The 15144-nt window shown below is 31.7% G+C and carries 28 protein-coding genes; 23 read left to right on the top strand and 5 right to left on the bottom strand.

Going from position 1 to position 15144, the window contains the following annotated elements; genetic code table 11:
- Positions 1-27: 27 nt before the first annotated feature.
- The 5 genes from CS884_RS06485 (at position 28) to CS884_RS06465 (ending at position 2593) form a co-directional block, all read left to right on the top strand.
- Positions 28-429 (top strand): type II toxin-antitoxin system HicB family antitoxin, encoded by a 402-nt coding sequence (locus CS884_RS06485; protein WP_099321071.1) that lies wholly within the window; start codon positions 28-30, stop codon positions 427-429.
- A gap of 283 nt (positions 430-712) precedes the next feature.
- Entirely contained in the window at positions 713-1339 is a 627-nt protein-coding gene (locus CS884_RS06480) for a hypothetical protein (protein WP_099321070.1), read from the top strand.
- A gap of 58 nt (positions 1340-1397) precedes the next feature.
- Complete coding sequence (locus CS884_RS06475; RefSeq protein ID WP_099321069.1) at positions 1398-1706, top strand: hypothetical protein; 309 nt, start codon at positions 1398-1400, stop codon at positions 1704-1706.
- Positions 1707-1746: 40 nt separating this feature from the next.
- Positions 1747-1953 (top strand): hypothetical protein, encoded by a 207-nt coding sequence (locus tag CS884_RS06470; protein WP_099321068.1) that lies wholly within the window; start codon positions 1747-1749, stop codon positions 1951-1953.
- Complete coding sequence (locus CS884_RS06465) at positions 1922-2593, top strand: AP2 domain-containing protein (RefSeq protein ID WP_099321067.1); 672 nt, start codon at positions 1922-1924, stop codon at positions 2591-2593. The genes CS884_RS06470 and CS884_RS06465 overlap by 32 nt, the downstream gene beginning before the upstream one ends.
- Positions 2594-2867: 274 nt before the next feature.
- Here the strand turns inward: CS884_RS06465 and CS884_RS06460 are convergent, their stop codons facing one another.
- The 3 genes from CS884_RS06460 to CS884_RS06450 all read right to left on the bottom strand — a co-directional run bounded on the left by CS884_RS06460 (position 2868) and on the right by CS884_RS06450 (position 6101).
- Complete coding sequence (locus tag CS884_RS06460) at positions 2868-3929, bottom strand: site-specific integrase (protein WP_099321151.1); 1062 nt, start codon at positions 3927-3929, stop codon at positions 2868-2870.
- Positions 3930-4066: 137 nt separating this feature from the next.
- Positions 4067-5047, bottom strand: a complete 981-nt coding sequence (locus CS884_RS06455) for a hypothetical protein (RefSeq protein WP_099321150.1) — start codon at positions 5045-5047, stop codon at positions 4067-4069.
- 418 nt (positions 5048-5465) lie between these two features.
- A complete protein-coding gene (locus CS884_RS06450; protein ID WP_099321149.1) occupies positions 5466-6101 on the bottom strand; it encodes a LexA family transcriptional regulator in 636 nt (211 codons plus the stop codon).
- 158 nt (positions 6102-6259) lie between these two features.
- Here CS884_RS06450 and CS884_RS06445 point away from each other — a divergent pair, with 158 nt between their 5' ends.
- Positions 6260-6505, top strand: coding sequence for a DUF739 family protein (locus CS884_RS06445; RefSeq protein ID WP_099321148.1), 246 nt, complete (start codon positions 6260-6262; stop codon positions 6503-6505).
- A 215-nt stretch (positions 6506-6720) separates the two neighbouring features.
- Here the strand turns inward: CS884_RS06445 and CS884_RS06440 are convergent, their stop codons facing one another.
- Entirely contained in the window at positions 6721-7221 is a 501-nt protein-coding gene (locus CS884_RS06440) for a hypothetical protein (RefSeq protein ID WP_099321147.1), read from the bottom strand.
- Between the two features lie 194 nt (positions 7222-7415).
- Between CS884_RS06440 and CS884_RS06435 the strand changes: the two genes are divergently transcribed.
- The 3 genes from CS884_RS06435 to CS884_RS06425 are packed head-to-tail and all read left to right on the top strand — an operon-like array spanning position 7416 to position 8126.
- Positions 7416-7619, top strand: coding sequence for a hypothetical protein (locus CS884_RS06435; protein WP_099321146.1), 204 nt, complete (start codon positions 7416-7418; stop codon positions 7617-7619).
- Positions 7620-7628: 9 nt separating this feature from the next.
- Positions 7629-7898: a hypothetical protein gene (locus CS884_RS06430; protein ID WP_099321145.1), complete on the top strand. Its 270-nt coding sequence runs from the start codon at positions 7629-7631 to the stop codon at positions 7896-7898.
- 9 nt (positions 7899-7907) lie between these two features.
- Complete coding sequence (locus tag CS884_RS06425; protein ID WP_099321144.1) at positions 7908-8126, top strand: hypothetical protein; 219 nt, start codon at positions 7908-7910, stop codon at positions 8124-8126.
- Here CS884_RS06425 and CS884_RS06420 read toward each other — a convergent pair.
- On the bottom strand, positions 8085-8321 hold the full coding sequence (locus CS884_RS06420; protein ID WP_099321143.1) for a DUF1883 domain-containing protein: 237 nt from the start codon (positions 8319-8321) through the stop codon (positions 8085-8087). The two genes, CS884_RS06425 and CS884_RS06420, sit on opposite strands and share 42 nt — an antisense overlap.
- 55 nt (positions 8322-8376) lie before the next feature.
- On the opposite strand from CS884_RS06420, the gene CS884_RS06415 reads away from it, so the two are divergent.
- The 14 genes from CS884_RS06415 to CS884_RS06360 all read left to right on the top strand — a co-directional run bounded on the left by CS884_RS06415 (position 8377) and on the right by CS884_RS06360 (position 15109).
- Positions 8377-8574: a helix-turn-helix domain-containing protein gene (locus CS884_RS06415; protein WP_099321142.1), complete on the top strand. Its 198-nt coding sequence runs from the start codon at positions 8377-8379 to the stop codon at positions 8572-8574.
- Between the two features lie 13 nt (positions 8575-8587).
- Positions 8588-8785 carry a hypothetical protein gene (locus CS884_RS06410; RefSeq protein ID WP_257875766.1) on the top strand — a complete coding sequence of 66 codons (198 nt, stop codon included), beginning with the start codon at positions 8588-8590 and terminating at the stop codon, positions 8783-8785.
- Positions 8786-8858: 73 nt separating this feature from the next.
- On the top strand, positions 8859-9020 hold the full coding sequence (locus tag CS884_RS10610) for a hypothetical protein (RefSeq protein WP_180753306.1): 162 nt from the start codon (positions 8859-8861) through the stop codon (positions 9018-9020).
- An 11-nt stretch (positions 9021-9031) separates the two neighbouring features.
- Positions 9032-9220, top strand: a complete 189-nt coding sequence (locus CS884_RS06405) for a hypothetical protein (RefSeq protein ID WP_099321141.1) — start codon at positions 9032-9034, stop codon at positions 9218-9220.
- Between the two features lie 85 nt (positions 9221-9305).
- A complete protein-coding gene (locus tag CS884_RS10520) occupies positions 9306-9488 on the top strand; it encodes a hypothetical protein (protein ID WP_143434420.1) in 183 nt (60 codons plus the stop codon).
- A gap of 8 nt (positions 9489-9496) precedes the next feature.
- The gene (locus CS884_RS06400; RefSeq protein WP_099321140.1) at positions 9497-9766 is read left to right on the top strand and encodes a hypothetical protein; all 270 of its coding nucleotides are present in this window, start codon (positions 9497-9499) and stop codon (positions 9764-9766) included.
- The gene (locus CS884_RS06395) at positions 9763-10704 is read left to right on the top strand and encodes a YqaJ viral recombinase family protein (protein WP_099321139.1); all 942 of its coding nucleotides are present in this window, start codon (positions 9763-9765) and stop codon (positions 10702-10704) included. Before CS884_RS06400 ends, CS884_RS06395 begins: the two co-directional genes overlap by 4 nt.
- Positions 10697-10936 carry a hypothetical protein gene (locus tag CS884_RS06390; protein ID WP_099321138.1) on the top strand — a complete coding sequence of 80 codons (240 nt, stop codon included), beginning with the start codon at positions 10697-10699 and terminating at the stop codon, positions 10934-10936. The genes CS884_RS06395 and CS884_RS06390 overlap by 8 nt, the downstream gene beginning before the upstream one ends.
- 9 nt (positions 10937-10945) lie before the next feature.
- A complete protein-coding gene (locus CS884_RS06385) occupies positions 10946-11872 on the top strand; it encodes a recombinase RecT (RefSeq protein ID WP_099321137.1) in 927 nt (308 codons plus the stop codon).
- A gap of 60 nt (positions 11873-11932) precedes the next feature.
- A complete protein-coding gene (locus tag CS884_RS06380) occupies positions 11933-12691 on the top strand; it encodes an HNH endonuclease (RefSeq protein WP_099321136.1) in 759 nt (252 codons plus the stop codon).
- Positions 12672-13661 (top strand): hypothetical protein, encoded by a 990-nt coding sequence (locus tag CS884_RS06375; RefSeq protein WP_099321135.1) that lies wholly within the window; start codon positions 12672-12674, stop codon positions 13659-13661. The genes CS884_RS06380 and CS884_RS06375 overlap by 20 nt, the downstream gene beginning before the upstream one ends.
- Positions 13654-14280 carry a hypothetical protein gene (locus CS884_RS06370; RefSeq protein WP_099321134.1) on the top strand — a complete coding sequence of 209 codons (627 nt, stop codon included), beginning with the start codon at positions 13654-13656 and terminating at the stop codon, positions 14278-14280. Before CS884_RS06375 ends, CS884_RS06370 begins: the two co-directional genes overlap by 8 nt.
- Complete coding sequence (locus tag CS884_RS06365; protein ID WP_099321133.1) at positions 14274-14765, top strand: single-stranded DNA-binding protein; 492 nt, start codon at positions 14274-14276, stop codon at positions 14763-14765. The genes CS884_RS06370 and CS884_RS06365 overlap by 7 nt, the downstream gene beginning before the upstream one ends.
- Complete coding sequence (locus CS884_RS06360; protein WP_099321132.1) at positions 14762-15109, top strand: DUF1064 domain-containing protein; 348 nt, start codon at positions 14762-14764, stop codon at positions 15107-15109. The genes CS884_RS06365 and CS884_RS06360 overlap by 4 nt, the downstream gene beginning before the upstream one ends.
- The last annotated feature ends 35 nt before the right edge of the window (positions 15110-15144 follow it).

The raw sequence follows: 15144 nt of genomic DNA, 5'->3' as shown, positions 1-15144 counted from the left end.
GGGGAAGGCAATATAAAGGGAGGAATAATGGCAATATCACAAGATGTTAAGGCATATCCGATTTACCTTAAAAAAATAGATGGTTTTTACGCTGTATGGAATGATAGCATTCCTATAGCAACACAAGGAAAGACACTAGAAGAAGCTCTATATATGGCTAAAGATGCTATAGAATTAATGGCTTATGACGCTTTTTGTAACGGTGAGAAGATAATAGATCCCGATGAAAATGTAGAAACAGAGGATGATTACGACTTTAAAAATTTTGTTGTATGTGATTTGTATAGGTATGTAAGGCTAGATAATGAAAATAAAGTTAAAAAGAATTGCACTATTCCGGAAAGCTTAGCTAAAGCTGCTGAGAATAGAGGTATAAATTTTTCAAAAGTTTTAACTTACGCACTTGAAAAAGAAATGGAAATGGTTTAGAATATAATAAAGACAATATCCTAGAGTCGGCCAATGTGGTCGGCTCTTTTTTTTGTCTTTTTATATCAATATTAGGCATATAAAACTATGGCTAAGAAAATTAAATCGCTTGTAGGGTAAAATATGAATGATTGTGTATATTTCAACGTTTGTGGTGGATTTTTTTGATTTAGATAAAAAAAAGTAAAAAAGTGAAAAATTTTTTAAAAAAGACTTGACAGAGTATAACGTATACGGTATAATATAAGTAAGATCGGTAATATATTAAAAGGAGATTTGGAAGATGAGTTGGGAAGATTTAAGAGCAGCAAATCCTTTAGCATTTGAAGCTAGAAAAGAATTTAATAAATATTATGAAACCGAAAAAATGCTTGATATGGTGGAACTATCAATTGATATTGTAAAAGATGAACTTGTTGATATGGGAATGTACAAATATTTTAAAGAAGTATTTAGTAAAGATGATGAATTTAAAAGATTTGTATTTCTAGATGAAAAAATAGGTAATCTTGTTAGTGAAATAGAACTTGAAGATAAGGGGGAGGAAGTAGGAAATATTATTTTAAAGAGCTTTTATAGCTATTGGTTGGCTGAACTTGTTATGAGGAAAAATATGATGGCACGCTATTCTTTTACCTATGCATCAATTTGTAAAGATGAATTGAGTAAGTATATGGATTTTTACCAATTACTTGACTATATTAAAAATGTTGATAATGATAAAGAAACACTTTTGAATTTCTTGACTAATAATTGGAACGAAGACATAAAAAATGATATAGATGCTATTAGATCTATAGTCGATTATCAAGATTTAAGATCAATCAATTTGGATTATGTAAATTCAAATTTAGAAAGCTTGAATTTTCCATCAGGCATAGATTTTGATAATCAATTATTAGGATTTTAGGTAATTATTTATATCTAAAAGATAAGGGTATCAATAAAAAAAGGAGAGATTAAAGAAGATGAAGAAAATTATTAATGGCAAGTTGTACGATACTGATAGTGCGAAGATTATGGCTTATTACAAGAGTGATTATTCAGTGAATGATTTTCATTTTTTTGAGGAAACTTTGTATAAGAAGAAAACTGGTCAGTTTTTCTTGTTTGGTGAAGGAAATGGCTTATCTGATTATGCTGAAAGTGTTGATGTTAATTCGTCTAGGGCTGGTAAAAAGATCATACCTTTAAGTGAGGGTGAAGCTAAAAAGTGGGCTGAAGAAAGGTTATCAGTTGATGAGTATGTTGATATTTTTGGGGAAGTAGAAGAATAAAAGTCTTATTGTAAAGAGTTTTATTATTAAGGAGATATTATTGAAAAATAAAACGCCTAAATCACAAGTGCAGGCAACTAGAAGATGGGAAGAAAAAAATCGAGAACACGTAAGAAAGCAAAATTATTTAAGAACAGCAAGACTTTATTTCAGAACTTATGCAGATGATGATGATGTAGGAGAACTTTTAGATATTTATAAAAAGGAGAATCCTAATGGCAAAAAGACTGATAAATGTTGGCGATAAATTCGGGGAACGGACAGTTTTAAAGGCCTATTCATCTAAAGGCAAAAGCTTATGTAGATGCTCATGTGGCTTAGAAAAAGAAGTATATAATTCTGGATTGATCAGTGGTAGATCTACCTCATGTGGTCATAGTAGCTATAAAAAGTTAGGTGACAAGAATTTTGGAGAGAAAGCTAGACTCATTAAGTACAAAAAAACTGATAGTAAAATATTGGGAAAAACTTTTGGAGAGCTAACAGCAATAAAAAGAATTAATGTTGAAGGTCAAGCAACATATTTATGTAAGTGTAGTTGTGGGAAAGAAGTCAATGTTAGAGGTATGGAGCTACTTAGTGGCAGAACTGTATCGTGTGGTCACAAAAGAGAAGAGCAAAAAGAAATCAAAGACAAATTAGTAGAAGGTACAAGTCTATATGGATTAACACAAGGTTTATCAAAAAACAACACTTCTGGTTACAAGGGAGTAACTTATGATAAACAATTAAAAAAATATAGAGCATCTTTAACCCTTAACTATAAGAAAATAAATTTGGGATCATATAACACAGTAGAAGAAGCATACCAAGCAAGGCTTGATGGCGAAGAAAAATATTATAGGCCTATATTAGAAAAGTATAAAGATAAAATCAATAAAAAATAGGAGGTGCAAAAACCTCCTATTTTAGCGTTACTTTAATTTTTAGCTAACTACATTTTAACTACATTAATGTGTTTTAGTCTGCATTAGTTTGCATTAGTTTTCATTATTTATGAATAATTATTTTTAGTTTCATTCAATTTTCATCAGTTTACGTCAATATGAATGAATAAATTTAATATGGTCGGGGTGAAAGGTCTTAAACATTAGGCTTTTGAGTGTTGATTTTGCAATGTTTTTAATTTGAATAACTACATAATAGCTACAACTATTTTTTCTAGGCAAATTTATCCATTTTTTCTGCAAAACTATTAATGTCTTGTTTTGGTTTTTTCTTGGTGACGTGGATGTATATGTCCATGGTGGTTTTTGAGCTTGCGTGTCTTAATCTTTCTTGTACAGATTTTACATCCCAACCAAAGTAGAAGAGTAGGCTTGCGTGGGTGTGTCTTAGGTCGTGGACTCTTATAGGCTTTAGGCCCAGGTCTTTTAAGGCTTTTTTTAGCCTAATATCAGGATCAGAGAGTCTTCTATATTCTCCCTTGTTGTTAGGAAATATTATATTGTTTTTTGATTGCAATTTCAGCTCTTTTAGTATAAGCAAAGTTTCTTTGTCTAACTCTATAAAGGCTTTAGATTTTTTTGTTTTAGGACTTGATACTACAAGTTTATTATCTATCCCTGTCGTAAGGGTTTTATTTATATCTACACCTTTTCTTTTAAAATCTATATCGTTCCAGGTCAAAGCTAAACATTCTCCTCTTCTTAATCCGGCGTAAATAAAAATTCTGAACATAGCTTTCCGATAAATATCATCATTAAAGTATTCTATGAGCCTATTTGCATCATCTGGTTCTAGGAAGTCCACTTTTTTGTCAGACTCTTTGAAGTTTGGCATAATTGGTATATTAAAGGGGTTTTCTTGTATCTTGTATATACCTTGTGCATAGTTCATTATCCTTTTAGCATGGTAATAATATTCTTTACCTTTTACAAATTGTGTGAGATTTAGAGCAAATTTCTGACAATCTTTAGTGGTTATATCTCCTATTCTTTTCTGGGCAAAGACTGGTAGGATATGAATCTTAAAGATGGTTGTAGTCGATTGTAGGGTTGCTTCCTTAACTTTAGTCTTATAAACTTCTAACCACTCATCATAGACCTGTTGGTAGGTTACGTTACCTTCAACACCGTTTTGATATTCTTCTAGCAATTGAGTATAGGCAAAGATTGCTGAATTTTTAGTTCTAAATCCGGATCTTGTTGTTACTTTTTCTCCTAGTCTGATTTGGAATCTGTATCTAGTTCCGCTTTTTATTTTGTAAGATTCAATTTTCATTTTTTCCTCCTATTATTTAACCTGTTATTTTTTGATTATTTTTGCTATAATAGGAATATAAGCATATTCGCACTATGTTTATATATCCTATTTAAAAAGATCCTTGCTTTTGTGGTGATTGTGGGGGTCTTTTTTATTTAATTCAGATACATAAATCCTGGTCCTGTTATCATATGCGGTACTGGCAACATATCTATGCGATTTGGTGTACTAGCATCTAGTGTAAATAAATTTATAGGCATTACCCATATTTGATTAAGCGAGTATCCAACTTTGACTGGGTTATTCGTTTCATCTATTATAGTTACATAGCATGGATAAGGGTCATATGAGGTGGTAATTAGTGTGGCAGCTGTAATTCCTCCTGGATAATTTTCTGGGTCTAACATATTGTCTATGCTACCACTATACGATAAAAACCACTTACCAAGAGGTTCTCCAAGCCCTATTGATTTCGCATAGCACCTTGCTAAATAATCTCTTAATTCATACGTGCTAAGCATCAATCTATAATCATTAGCAATATTAGGATCTAAGAAGGCATTAAAATTATCAATATACATACCATTAATATCAAAACCTTTCATACAGCTAGCTTTACCCCTAGAGTAAACATCTTCTCTGACTTTATATGCTTCTTTATCAATAGCATAATATATTGGCAAAGAATCAAGGGTTATTCCCAATTCTTGTGACAATTTAACACCTTCACTTATCATTGATTTTAAGGCATTTATAACCTGATCTTCAGGTACTTCATACCAAGTCATGCTATCTGATAAGTATTGCTCGTACATACTATTTGGGTTTTTATAAGCATTTAAGATAAGCTTGTCGCTAAAGTTTTCTACATTAATGGTGGGTTCTTTGCTGATAATTTCATCTATGGTCGGATTATTGGTTTTTGCTTCGGCAAGTTCCTTTTCAGGCTTCTTTTTATTTTCTTCAAGGTTTTTTGCTATTTGCTCGCTATAACTAAGTTCTTTTTCTTCGGCCTTAGATGTTGTTTGTGTTTTTGGTCTTGCATCATCTTTGACTTCCTTGGTATCATCTTTTTTAGTATCGCAACCTACAAGTGCTAGCATAGCAAGTGCAAGCACCAATGATTTTTTCTTCATAATTTTCTCCCTTTTCATCATCTAGCAAAACAACACTTTGTTTGAGCTTTGCATTTTGTTAGTAACTTGTTTAAATGTCTATTTATATATAATTTTAAATTTTATTAAAGTTTTGAATTAATAAAGTTTATCTTACTTTAGGCAGTAAATGAAATATATTGTTGTAAATTTCGCTTAAATATTTGTAAGTGAAATAATATCGAATATACTTCGCTTAAAAATATATAAGTGACGTTTAATACTTTTTATTAGATTAGGTTTAGCAGTTGCGAGCAATAATAAGTTTTATATCTTTTTGCATTATCAGAGGTAATGAACTCGGTTTTTATTAATTTATTTAGTAGAGTGTACGAAAAAAATCGTACACTTATTTTCCACCTTATAGGGTACAAAATGTACCCCAGTTAGTGTTTTAATCTTATCTACTAACTTTAGAATAAACACCTATAAGCTCTCCTAGTATTTGAAGGGGGATATCTTCGTATAAATCGATTATAATAGGGGAATAGAATTTATTTTCTGGTTGGAGTATTACTTGATTGCCTTTGCTGTAGTATCTTTTTAGTGTGACATCTTCATCATAATAAACTGCTGCTATTTTTCCGTTTTCAACTATTGGAGTTTTTCTCATAAAAGCTATATCACCATCGTGGATACCTGCATCGATCATAGAGTCACCTCTTGCTATAAGACAAAAATCAGGCTGATCTAAGTCCTCATCTATTTGAAATATCCCCTCAAAGTTTTCTTCACAAAACATAGGTTGACCACAGGCTATTTCTCCAAGTATTGGAACATTTACGAATTTTTTTATTATTTTTATTCCTGGGATTTTGGAGTAGTCTGGATCATCTTTCCATCCCATTAGATAGCCTGGAGTAGTATTTAGGGCTTTAGCGAAAACCGATATTTGTGATTGTGATAAATCTCGATTTCCTAATTCTATTTTAGAAATTGCACTCTTTGATTTGTAACCCGTTTTCAATGCTAGCTCTTCTTGAGTCATATTTAACTCAATTCTTCTTTTCTTTATATTTTGATTTAGAGTAGCCATTTAGTACCTCCTTTTTATATATACATTCTATCATTAAGTCGCCATATCGTCAATAATTTTATACGTTTGAGAAAAAAATTGAAAAATTTTAAGAAAATAGTAGACAAAAAGGAAACTTTGCTGTATAATAATTTTAACGATAGGAAAGGAGGTAATGAATGACAAATAGTGTTTTGTTAAATTATAAAATCAAAGTGAGTGGTTACCGTTTAGGATTTCTAGCTGAAAAGCTTGGATTATCAAGGGCTGGACTATATAACAAAATTAATAACAAAACTGAATTTTTGGCAAGTGAAATTCAAGCCTTGAGTGATTTATTAAATTTAGATCCTTCAGATAGACAAGAAATTTTTTTTGATGAAAAAGTAGACGATTTGGACACTATTAAGAAGCTTAGTTGTTAAAAGAAAAATAAAATAATGGCCTTAAAGTAGAGGAGACTTATATGGAAGATTTTACCATATCACTATTGGTAGTGCATTTGATAATTGATGTAGCAATTTTATACAGCATCCACAAATTTAAAGAATAAACATCTTAGAAAAAATCACAGGAGGAAGACATGGAAATATTAACCACAGTGTTTTTAGTTATACACTTAATACTTAATTTGATAATTTTATGCAGACTTAACGAAGACAAGTGGAAATGATTTATTTTTGCTAAAATAATCTATTCTTTGACTAGCATCTATGCAAACGTCTATTAAATGTTCTTTTTCTAATATATAAAAAGTCATATTTTTGAGTTGGAAAGGGGACAAGATAAGATTATGTAAATCAGTTGGAAAATCTTTTTCTTCAGGCATAGGGGGAAGGGTAGGGAAATCAGACCTAGACATATTTATTTGATTTTGCTTATCGAAAATCTCGAAAACATTGAAATATTGTATAGGCAAATTATGGTTTGTTATTTGAGTTTTAAGTTTTATATCTTCAATCATTAAAGATTTTGAAGAATTATTAAGAATATCAAAATTAAGCCTAGTATATTTTCCCATACGTTTATAGGTTGGATTTAGAAGAATTAATTCAAATCTATTGGCCTTATTAGATTGCCAAACAGAAAAGAATGATGCGACTAAGGCTAGTAAAGAAATGATTGTATTGAATTTTTGCATATTAATCTCCTAAATTATATTTACTTACATTATAGCTTATAGGAAAAATTATTAAAAGGACAAAAAGGAGACTTAAAATGGTTGATTTTATAAAAAGAATTAGAAACAGAATCAAATTAAAGAGATTTGAAAAAGGAAATTTTCTTGGTGGATTAAGAAATAATAATGATCTTTAAAATATGAGGGCAAATTAAATGGAAAAATTAGAAATTGCAAAAGATATAGAGTACTTGGAACTCGCATTATCACATTATGAGAAAAAGTATAAAAGAAAATATAATTTAAGCTTTGAATATCAAATAGATATAAGAGATGATAAAGGAAATTTTCTTGGCGGATTAAGAAATAATAACGATTTTAAGCAAAGTAAAAGGATGTCAGATTTTAAATTAGATTAGGAGGGAAATATGAAATTATCTGATGTAAAAGAATTTTTAAAATTCAGAAGAAAATTTAGCAAATTGGAGTGGGAAGAACTAAACAAGTGTGTAGATTATCAAGAAAGAAAAAGAGCCGATCAAATAATTTTGAACGACTCTGATATTGAAGAAATACTTAATAGAATTTATTCATGTTCAAATCATTCTGTAAATATTGATATCAAACAAGAAAAACTTTCTTCGGATCATATAGATCTTATTACAAAAACAATAGAAAAATTAATCACACAAAGATAAGGAAAAATTATGAAAATTATGTCAAAAAATGAAGAGAATAAAGCCTTTAAAGAAATTTTAGAGATTATGTCAAATTATAATATGACTTTTAAGAATTTGGATGACCTTGTTGAGGATGTGAGAGTCTTTTTAGAAGAGAATCTCGAGGTAAATAAAAAGGATGTAGAAATCTACATCCAATTCATATCAGATAAATCTATAGCTGCAGGCACTATTCTCAACGATTAAATACCAGCGCTTTGTACCCTTAACTGTTATCCTTACAGGGTTTTGCTTATAATAGCCGCCATAGTAATTAAATGATTGACCTTGTTTGTATCTATTGTAGTTGGTCTGATCAAGTAAAAACACATTGGATTGGTTTTTAAGTATTACCTCTGCTGTTAGAATACCATTGCTATCGCAGTAAGGAATTTTTACCATAAGGCCTCCTTTCTTCATTTTTATATATTATACCACATATAGGGGGTTATATAAAATGAATACTACATATAGTAGAATAAGAGATTTGAGGTTGAAAAATAAGAAGACTCAAAAAGAAATAGGAGAGATTTTAGGAACTAGTGCTAATATGTATCAAAAGTATGAGTATGGACAAGTGGAATTGCCTGTTAGGCACGCAAAAAAATTAGGTAAGTATTTCAAGTTTAATTGGTGGGAACTTTACGAAGATTAAATTAGGAGAAAAAATGGAAAAAGTGGAAGAAAGGTTGACTGTTTTAAAAGACTACATGACTTTAAGCGATATGAAAAATTATTTTCAAATCTCTACAAGGACTGTAGATAATTGGGAGAAAGATGGTCTTAAAATTTGTTTTTTAAATCGAGAGTCAAAATATTACAAGAAAGAAGATATTATAGAGTTTTTAGATAGTAAGAGAGCTTAGGAGGATAAATGCTAATTGATATTGAAAAAGTAAAGATAGGTGACCGTATCAGAAAAGATATGGGGGTGCAAATATGAAAATAAAGGATCTAAAAAACTTATTAGACATTTACGATGAAGATGAGGAAATAGAAAGTCTTATAAGAGTTGATGGAGCAGATTATGTGGTAGAAATAAAAGGTTTATTTGCTGATAATGAAGCTGATAAAATTTATATATTTTCTAAAGATGAGTAAGGGAGGAATTTATGATGAGTATTAGAATTAACGAATTATTTGCAAGTTTGGATAAAAGAAGAGTTTTGAGAGAAGAAAGAAAGCAAAAGGAGGCAAGGGAGAATTTTTATAGAAGTGAAGAGATCAGAAAAATGAACCTTAGAGGAAGAAAAGAAAATTTTAAAAAAGTTTGTGAGATCTATGATGAGTGCTTGGCATAAAAAAATCTCGCTTGAATGTAGGAATTTAGCGAGATTGAACAAAAAATATTCTCTATTACTATACCATTTGTAAAGGATATTTAAAGTGAATTGCTACGATTTTGATGAGTTTAGAAGAAAGATTATGACTATTTCTGATGATGGTCTTACTACTCTACTTGAGTGTTTGACTAGTAATAAGGATTTAAAGGATAGGGAAGATAAGATTTTATTGCTTAAATTAGAGATTAAAAGGCGTTTTAAGTTGAAAAATTATTTAGATAAGTAGGAGAGAGTATGAGAGTAACTTTTACAAAGTGTATTTATAAAGATTATGAGGTGGATATCCCATATAAGGAGTTTGTTGAAGACTTTTCTGAGAGCGAGCATGAGGCAGTTTTGCAGTATATGTTTAAGGCAAACAAGATCAATGAAGAAGTTGAGATCAACAACATAAAGATTGGAAAGCTTGATGATGAAGACCAAGAGTATTGCGATATGCTTTATTGTCAAGATGTGGAAGATGATAGACTTCTTAATTTACAGTATGAGGAGGGCTTGCTATGACTAATGCTATTGCTAATGTTGCAAAGCTTAGCAGGGAGGATTGGCTAAAGCTTAGACAATTAGGGATTGGCGGTTCTGATGCGGCGGCTGCTTGTGGTTTGTCACATTGGAAAAGTCAAGCACAGCTATTTTTGGAAAAGACGTCAAAGGTTGAGATTTCCGATAATGAATCGGAGGCTTTAAGACAAGGGCGAGATTTTGAAGATTATGTTGCTGGAAGATTTACTGAGGCGACTGGTAAAAAAGTGCGTCGTGATAATTTTATGATGTGCGATGTGGATTATCCTTTTCTGATTGCTGATATTGACAGAAGAGTAGTGGGAGAAGATGCAATCCTTGAGTGTAAAACTACCAGCCCTTATAACCGATATAAGTGGGAAGATGGAGCAATTCCAATAGAGTACGAGCTTCAATGCTTGCATTATATGAGTGTGACTGGTGCTAAAAAGTGTTATTTGGCTTGTTTGGTATTCGGTAGTGAATTTATTATCCGTGAGATTGATTGGGACGATGAAACTATAAAGATGCTTAGGGATAAGGAAATTGAGTTTTGGACTGAGTATGTAGAAAAAGACCTAATGCCAGATCCTGATGGGTCAGTAGCTTTTGATGATGCTTTAAAGGCACGATTTAAGGGTGGTATTGAGGATAGTATAAAGCTAGATGTTGATGTAAATTCTTATGAAATATACAAGGCAAATAAAGATTTGATCAAAGATTTGGAAGATAGGAATAGAAAATTCGAGCAAGATTTGAAGATCCAGCTTGCTGATAATAATTACGGAGAAACAAGTTATTTTACTGTAAGTTACAAGCCGTCAATTTCTGTAAGGCTTGATACTAAGAGGATAAAAAAAGAAGCACCAGAAATTTATGACAAGTATGGAAAAGAAAGTGAAAGCAGAAGATTTTTTATTAAGGAGATTGTAAGTGAGTAATAGAAACAAAAATTATGCTGATGTTTTAAGTGACATAACAAAAGATTATATTGAGACATTAAAAAGTGAAATTACTAGGCTGAGAGTTGAAAAGGCTCAGCTCATAAATAAACAACATGAGATTTTAGGGCAGTTAGATTTAGCTAGAGAACAAAGGGACAAATACTATCAAATGACAGAAAAACTCGAGAAAAAAATATCAGTATTAGAAGAACAAAACGAGGGTTTATAGGAGGATTACATGACTAACGCAAAACAAGCATTAAGCAAAAAGACAAATGGTAAACCAGCACCACAGGACAATGTAAGAAATTTACTAATGAGTATGAAAGGCGAGATCAAGAATGCTTTACCTCAATATTTACCAACTGAAAAGTTTATAAGAACATCATTAACTGCTATAAATAGCAATCCGAAGCTACTAGCTTGTAGCCCTCAATCTCTTATTGCAGCGGTTATGAACTCCGCACAATTGGGGCTTGAGTTTAATACTCCACTTGGGGAGGCTTATCTTATCCCTTACGAAAATAAAAAAACAGGTATCACAACGGTTAATTTTCAAATCGGCTATCAAGGACTTTTAAAGTTAGCACACAATACGGGTCAATTTAAAAGAATTACTGCTAAAGAGGTTCACGATAATGACAAGTTTTCCATTGATTATGGTACAGGTGAGATCGTTCATAAGCCAGTTATTCGAGGAGAAAGCGGAGAGGTTATAGGATACTACGCTGTTTATGAAACTAAAGAGGGTGGCAGAGATAGCTTTTATATGAGTAAGGAAGATGCGGAAAACTACGGAAGAACATTTTCTAAGTCATATAGTTCTGGACCTTGGACAAGCAATTTTGATGCAATGGCGAAAAAATCTTGCTTGATACAAGTTTTAAAATACGCACCTAAAGCTATCGATAAGCCAGAGTTGGGTCAAGCTATAGCCTTTGACAATCAAGTGTTTAAAGCTTCAGTTTTTGATAAAGAAACTGGCGGAATTACTTACGATATTGACTATGAAGTTGTTAGCGAGGAAGAAAAGGCGAAAGATCCAAAGACTTTGCAAGTATCCGATGACGATAGCAAGAGTAAAAAAGTAGACAAAGATACGGGAGAAATTTTAGAAGATGATTTCTTTTCTGATGACTTTGTGCCAGTTGGTGAAAATGAATAATTGATGAATAATTTTTGTAAAAAAGATGATGATTTTCGTATTGAGGTGGTGGTGTGCTAGATGGCAAATAGAAAAACAATTAGTAAGAAATTAAGGTTTGAAGTTTTTAAGAGGGACTCTTTTACTTGCCAATATTGTGGAAAAACAGCACCAGACGTTATTTTGGAGGTAGACCATATAAATCCGGTAAGTAAAGGCGGTACTAATGATTTACTGAACTTAATAACTTCATGCAGAGATTGCAATAGAGGAAAATCAGATAGGAAATTATCAGATGATTCAATGGTAACAAAACAACAAAAAGAACTAGAAGAATTACAAGAAAAGCGAAATCAAATAGACATGATGCTAGAATGGCGCGAAGAATTAAAAAGTTTAGATGATGATGTAGCAGAAATACTTTGCGCAGAGTTTGAAAAAGCAACAGGCTATGGAGTCAAGGAACATGGGAAAAAGCAAGTTAAAAAGTGGGTTAAGAAATATAAGCTAAAAGACTTGTTAGAAGCTATGGATAGATCAATAATTCAGTATCCAAATGTTTATAAAGCCTTTGATATGATACCAAGAATTGCTTATTATGTAGCAAATCCAGAAACCACAATAGATACAGATTTATATTATATAAGCGGAATCTTGAACAATAGGCTTTATTATTATAACAAACCAGTAGGAATTAATTATCTAAAAAGAGCATCTAAATACATTGATAAAGACTACTTAACCGAGGTTGCAAAGACGGTTAAGAATTGGACAGAATTTAAAGAGATTATGGAATACATAATCGAGATAGAGGCAGGATATGAGCAAAACAATTGTTGAACGTGATTTTTGGAATGACGAACAGATCATAGATGAGTTTTCTCCCGAGGATAAATTGTTTATGATGTATCTCTTAACTTGCCCGAGAGGTAATGCGATAGGAATTTTTAAGTTACCGATTAAGCTTATGGCTTTTGAAATTGGTTATAGTCCTGAAGCTATAAGAACATTAGTTGATAGATTTATGAACAAGTATAAAAAAATTTCTTATAATTATGAAAATCAAGAAATTGCAATACACCATTCGTTAAAATACACAATAAATAGTGGAGGAAAACCTATAGAAGAAATGGCGAGTAGAACACTTGAAGGAGTAGATAGCCTTGATCTAATTATGGTTGTTTACAAAAGTATGAAAAGTTGGTGGCAATTATCAAAAAGAGATATCGATAAAAAGATTATGAAGCTTTTTGAAGATGAAATTGAGAAAAGGAAATCTATATATACTTATACTAATACTTATACTAATACTTATACTAATACTTATTCGCCTACCGATTCGTGTAACGATTCGGAAGAATGTGATGATTTCAACAATCCTCAAGATGAAACAGATATCGATACGTTGCCCGATTCGTCTACCGATACGTGGAAGAGTCAAATCATTAATTCCTGGAATAAGCTTGATGTAAACATACCTAAGATGCAGTCCCTAAATGCTGGTACGGATAGATATAAGATGACCAAAGCAAGGATTAACGAAAACGGAATAGACAAGGTTTTAGATACAATTAAGTCGATTGATGACAGTACTTTTCTCAAAGGATATGTTAATGACTTTGTAATTACTTTTGACTGGTTTATCCGACCTAATAACTTTGTGAAAGTTATGGAGGGCAATTACTTAGACAAGTCATATACAGGTCAAGCTGTAAATTCGGAGCAGATAACATACGCAGAAGTAGCAAGGAAAAAGAGATTTGAAAAGATGTTGGAAAACAAAAAGGAGTTAGGAGAAATAAATGATTGATAAATTAGCTAGAGTAGATACTTACAAGGGATATATGTTTTTTATAAAACACATTTACCGAGATAAAGAATACGACAATATTTTTAGAGAAATGTTAGAAGGAACTCTTATGTCGACTGATTGGTATAACGGATATGTGATTTTACCAGATGACCACGAATTAGTTGATAAGTTTTATGGAGAATTTGAAAAAGAGTACGACATAGAAGTTCATGGAGGAATAACTTTTTCGGATTATCTGAGTAAAATTATGGATTTAGAGGTTATGGATCTTGAAGATGGATATGTACTTGGTTTTGATTGTAACCATGCAGGGGATAATCCTGTACATTGCAACCAAAGATACGTAGAAAATGAATGCAAAAAGCTTATAGACCAATTAATAAATCTTGATGATTGCAAAGTGAATAATAAAAACAAAGAAGTTGATCTAGTTAGGAATATTGATAGCAAGTCTAGGCTTGTTGTCAAGCATGTATTGAGCGATAAAGTCTTTTGGGTTATTGAGGAAAACCACGAGGGCGAATGGATTGAAGTTTTAAAGATTTGTGAAATTCGGGCAGAGGCTGATTCGGTTGTTAATTTTTATTTGGAAAATAGGAGTAGGAATTTATGCTAAATAAGGTGATCTTAATCGGAAGATTGGTTAGAGATATAGATTTACGATATACGCAGGCAAATAAAGCGGTGGCAAATTTCACACTTGCTTGTGATAGGCAGATGACTAGGGAGAAAAGGGAGGAGGCGGAAGCTAATTCCTATCCTACCGCTGATTTTCCAAAAGTTGTAGTTTGGGGCAAGCAGGCAGAAAATGCTAGCAGATATCTAAAAAAGGGCAGTTTGTGTGCAATTGAAGGGAGAATTGAAACTGGATCTTATGACGATAGGGAAACAGGCAAGAAAGTTTATACCACTACGGTTATTGCGGATAGGGTGGAGTTCTTAAATAGCTCAAATTCTTCGCAGAATTACGCGGGAGCGAAAAATAACGAAAAGACATATAAATATATGGCTAATGAAAATAAAACGCATACAGAGCAAAATAACGATGATTTCTTTGGGGATGATTTTGAAGAGTTTGACAATGGGGTGATTCCGTTTTGAGCTATAGGAAGTACAAGAACAAAAAAGTTGTTGTTGATGGTCATAAGTTTGATAGTATCAAGGAGTCGCACAGATATGGTGAGCTTAAACTTTTGGAAAGGGCAGGAAAAATCAAGAATTTACAGCTACAACCTAAGTTTGAGCTTATCCCGACTATTAGGACAGACAAAGAAACTTTGCCAAAGATTTCCTATATCGCCGATTTTATGTATCAAGATTGTGAGTCTGGAAAGATGATAGTGGAAGAAGTGAAGTCAGTAGCTACAAAAACTCGTGTATATTTATTAAAAAAAAGATTATTTTTGCAAAAATATACAGATTATGATTTTAGGGAGATTATGTAAGTTTTGTTAGGGGGAGAATATGAAGAGTGGAATTG

It is taken from the genome of Anaerococcus sp. Marseille-P3625 (genome assembly GCF_900232825.1).
In the GTDB taxonomy this organism is placed as follows: domain Bacteria; phylum Bacillota; class Clostridia; order Tissierellales; family Peptoniphilaceae; genus Anaerococcus.
This window is presented reverse-complemented; position numbering and strand designations above follow the sequence as displayed.

Coding starts and splice junctions, on each gene's coding strand:
- CS884_RS06485 (WP_099321071.1), top strand. CDS start 28: ATGGCAATATCACAAGATGTTAAGGCATATCCGATTTACCTTAAAAAA.
- CS884_RS06480 (WP_099321070.1), top strand. CDS start 713: ATGAGTTGGGAAGATTTAAGAGCAGCAAATCCTTTAGCATTTGAAGCT.
- CS884_RS06475 (WP_099321069.1), top strand. CDS start 1,398: ATGAAGAAAATTATTAATGGCAAGTTGTACGATACTGATAGTGCGAAG.
- CS884_RS06465 (WP_099321067.1), top strand. CDS start 1,922: ATGGCAAAAAGACTGATAAATGTTGGCGATAAATTCGGGGAACGGACA.
- CS884_RS06460 (WP_099321151.1), bottom strand. CDS start 3,929: ATGAAAATTGAATCTTACAAAATAAAAAGCGGAACTAGATACAGATTC.
- CS884_RS06455 (WP_099321150.1), bottom strand. CDS start 5,047: ATGAAGAAAAAATCATTGGTGCTTGCACTTGCTATGCTAGCACTTGTA.
- CS884_RS06450 (WP_099321149.1), bottom strand. CDS start 6,101: ATGGCTACTCTAAATCAAAATATAAAGAAAAGAAGAATTGAGTTAAAT.
- CS884_RS06445 (WP_099321148.1), top strand. CDS start 6,260: ATGACAAATAGTGTTTTGTTAAATTATAAAATCAAAGTGAGTGGTTAC.
- CS884_RS06440 (WP_099321147.1), bottom strand. CDS start 7,221: ATGCAAAAATTCAATACAATCATTTCTTTACTAGCCTTAGTCGCATCA.
- CS884_RS06435 (WP_099321146.1), top strand. CDS start 7,416: ATGGAAAAATTAGAAATTGCAAAAGATATAGAGTACTTGGAACTCGCA.
- CS884_RS06430 (WP_099321145.1), top strand. CDS start 7,629: ATGAAATTATCTGATGTAAAAGAATTTTTAAAATTCAGAAGAAAATTT.
- CS884_RS06425 (WP_099321144.1), top strand. CDS start 7,908: ATGAAAATTATGTCAAAAAATGAAGAGAATAAAGCCTTTAAAGAAATT.
- CS884_RS06420 (WP_099321143.1), bottom strand. CDS start 8,321: ATGGTAAAAATTCCTTACTGCGATAGCAATGGTATTCTAACAGCAGAG.
- CS884_RS06415 (WP_099321142.1), top strand. CDS start 8,377: ATGAATACTACATATAGTAGAATAAGAGATTTGAGGTTGAAAAATAAG.
- CS884_RS06410 (WP_257875766.1), top strand. CDS start 8,588: ATGGAAAAAGTGGAAGAAAGGTTGACTGTTTTAAAAGACTACATGACT.
- CS884_RS10610 (WP_180753306.1), top strand. CDS start 8,859: ATGAAAATAAAGGATCTAAAAAACTTATTAGACATTTACGATGAAGAT.
- CS884_RS06405 (WP_099321141.1), top strand. CDS start 9,032: ATGATGAGTATTAGAATTAACGAATTATTTGCAAGTTTGGATAAAAGA.
- CS884_RS06400 (WP_099321140.1), top strand. CDS start 9,497: ATGAGAGTAACTTTTACAAAGTGTATTTATAAAGATTATGAGGTGGAT.
- CS884_RS06395 (WP_099321139.1), top strand. CDS start 9,763: ATGACTAATGCTATTGCTAATGTTGCAAAGCTTAGCAGGGAGGATTGG.
- CS884_RS06385 (WP_099321137.1), top strand. CDS start 10,946: ATGACTAACGCAAAACAAGCATTAAGCAAAAAGACAAATGGTAAACCA.
- CS884_RS06380 (WP_099321136.1), top strand. CDS start 11,933: ATGGCAAATAGAAAAACAATTAGTAAGAAATTAAGGTTTGAAGTTTTT.
- CS884_RS06375 (WP_099321135.1), top strand. CDS start 12,672: ATGAGCAAAACAATTGTTGAACGTGATTTTTGGAATGACGAACAGATC.
- CS884_RS06370 (WP_099321134.1), top strand. CDS start 13,654: ATGATTGATAAATTAGCTAGAGTAGATACTTACAAGGGATATATGTTT.
- CS884_RS06365 (WP_099321133.1), top strand. CDS start 14,274: ATGCTAAATAAGGTGATCTTAATCGGAAGATTGGTTAGAGATATAGAT.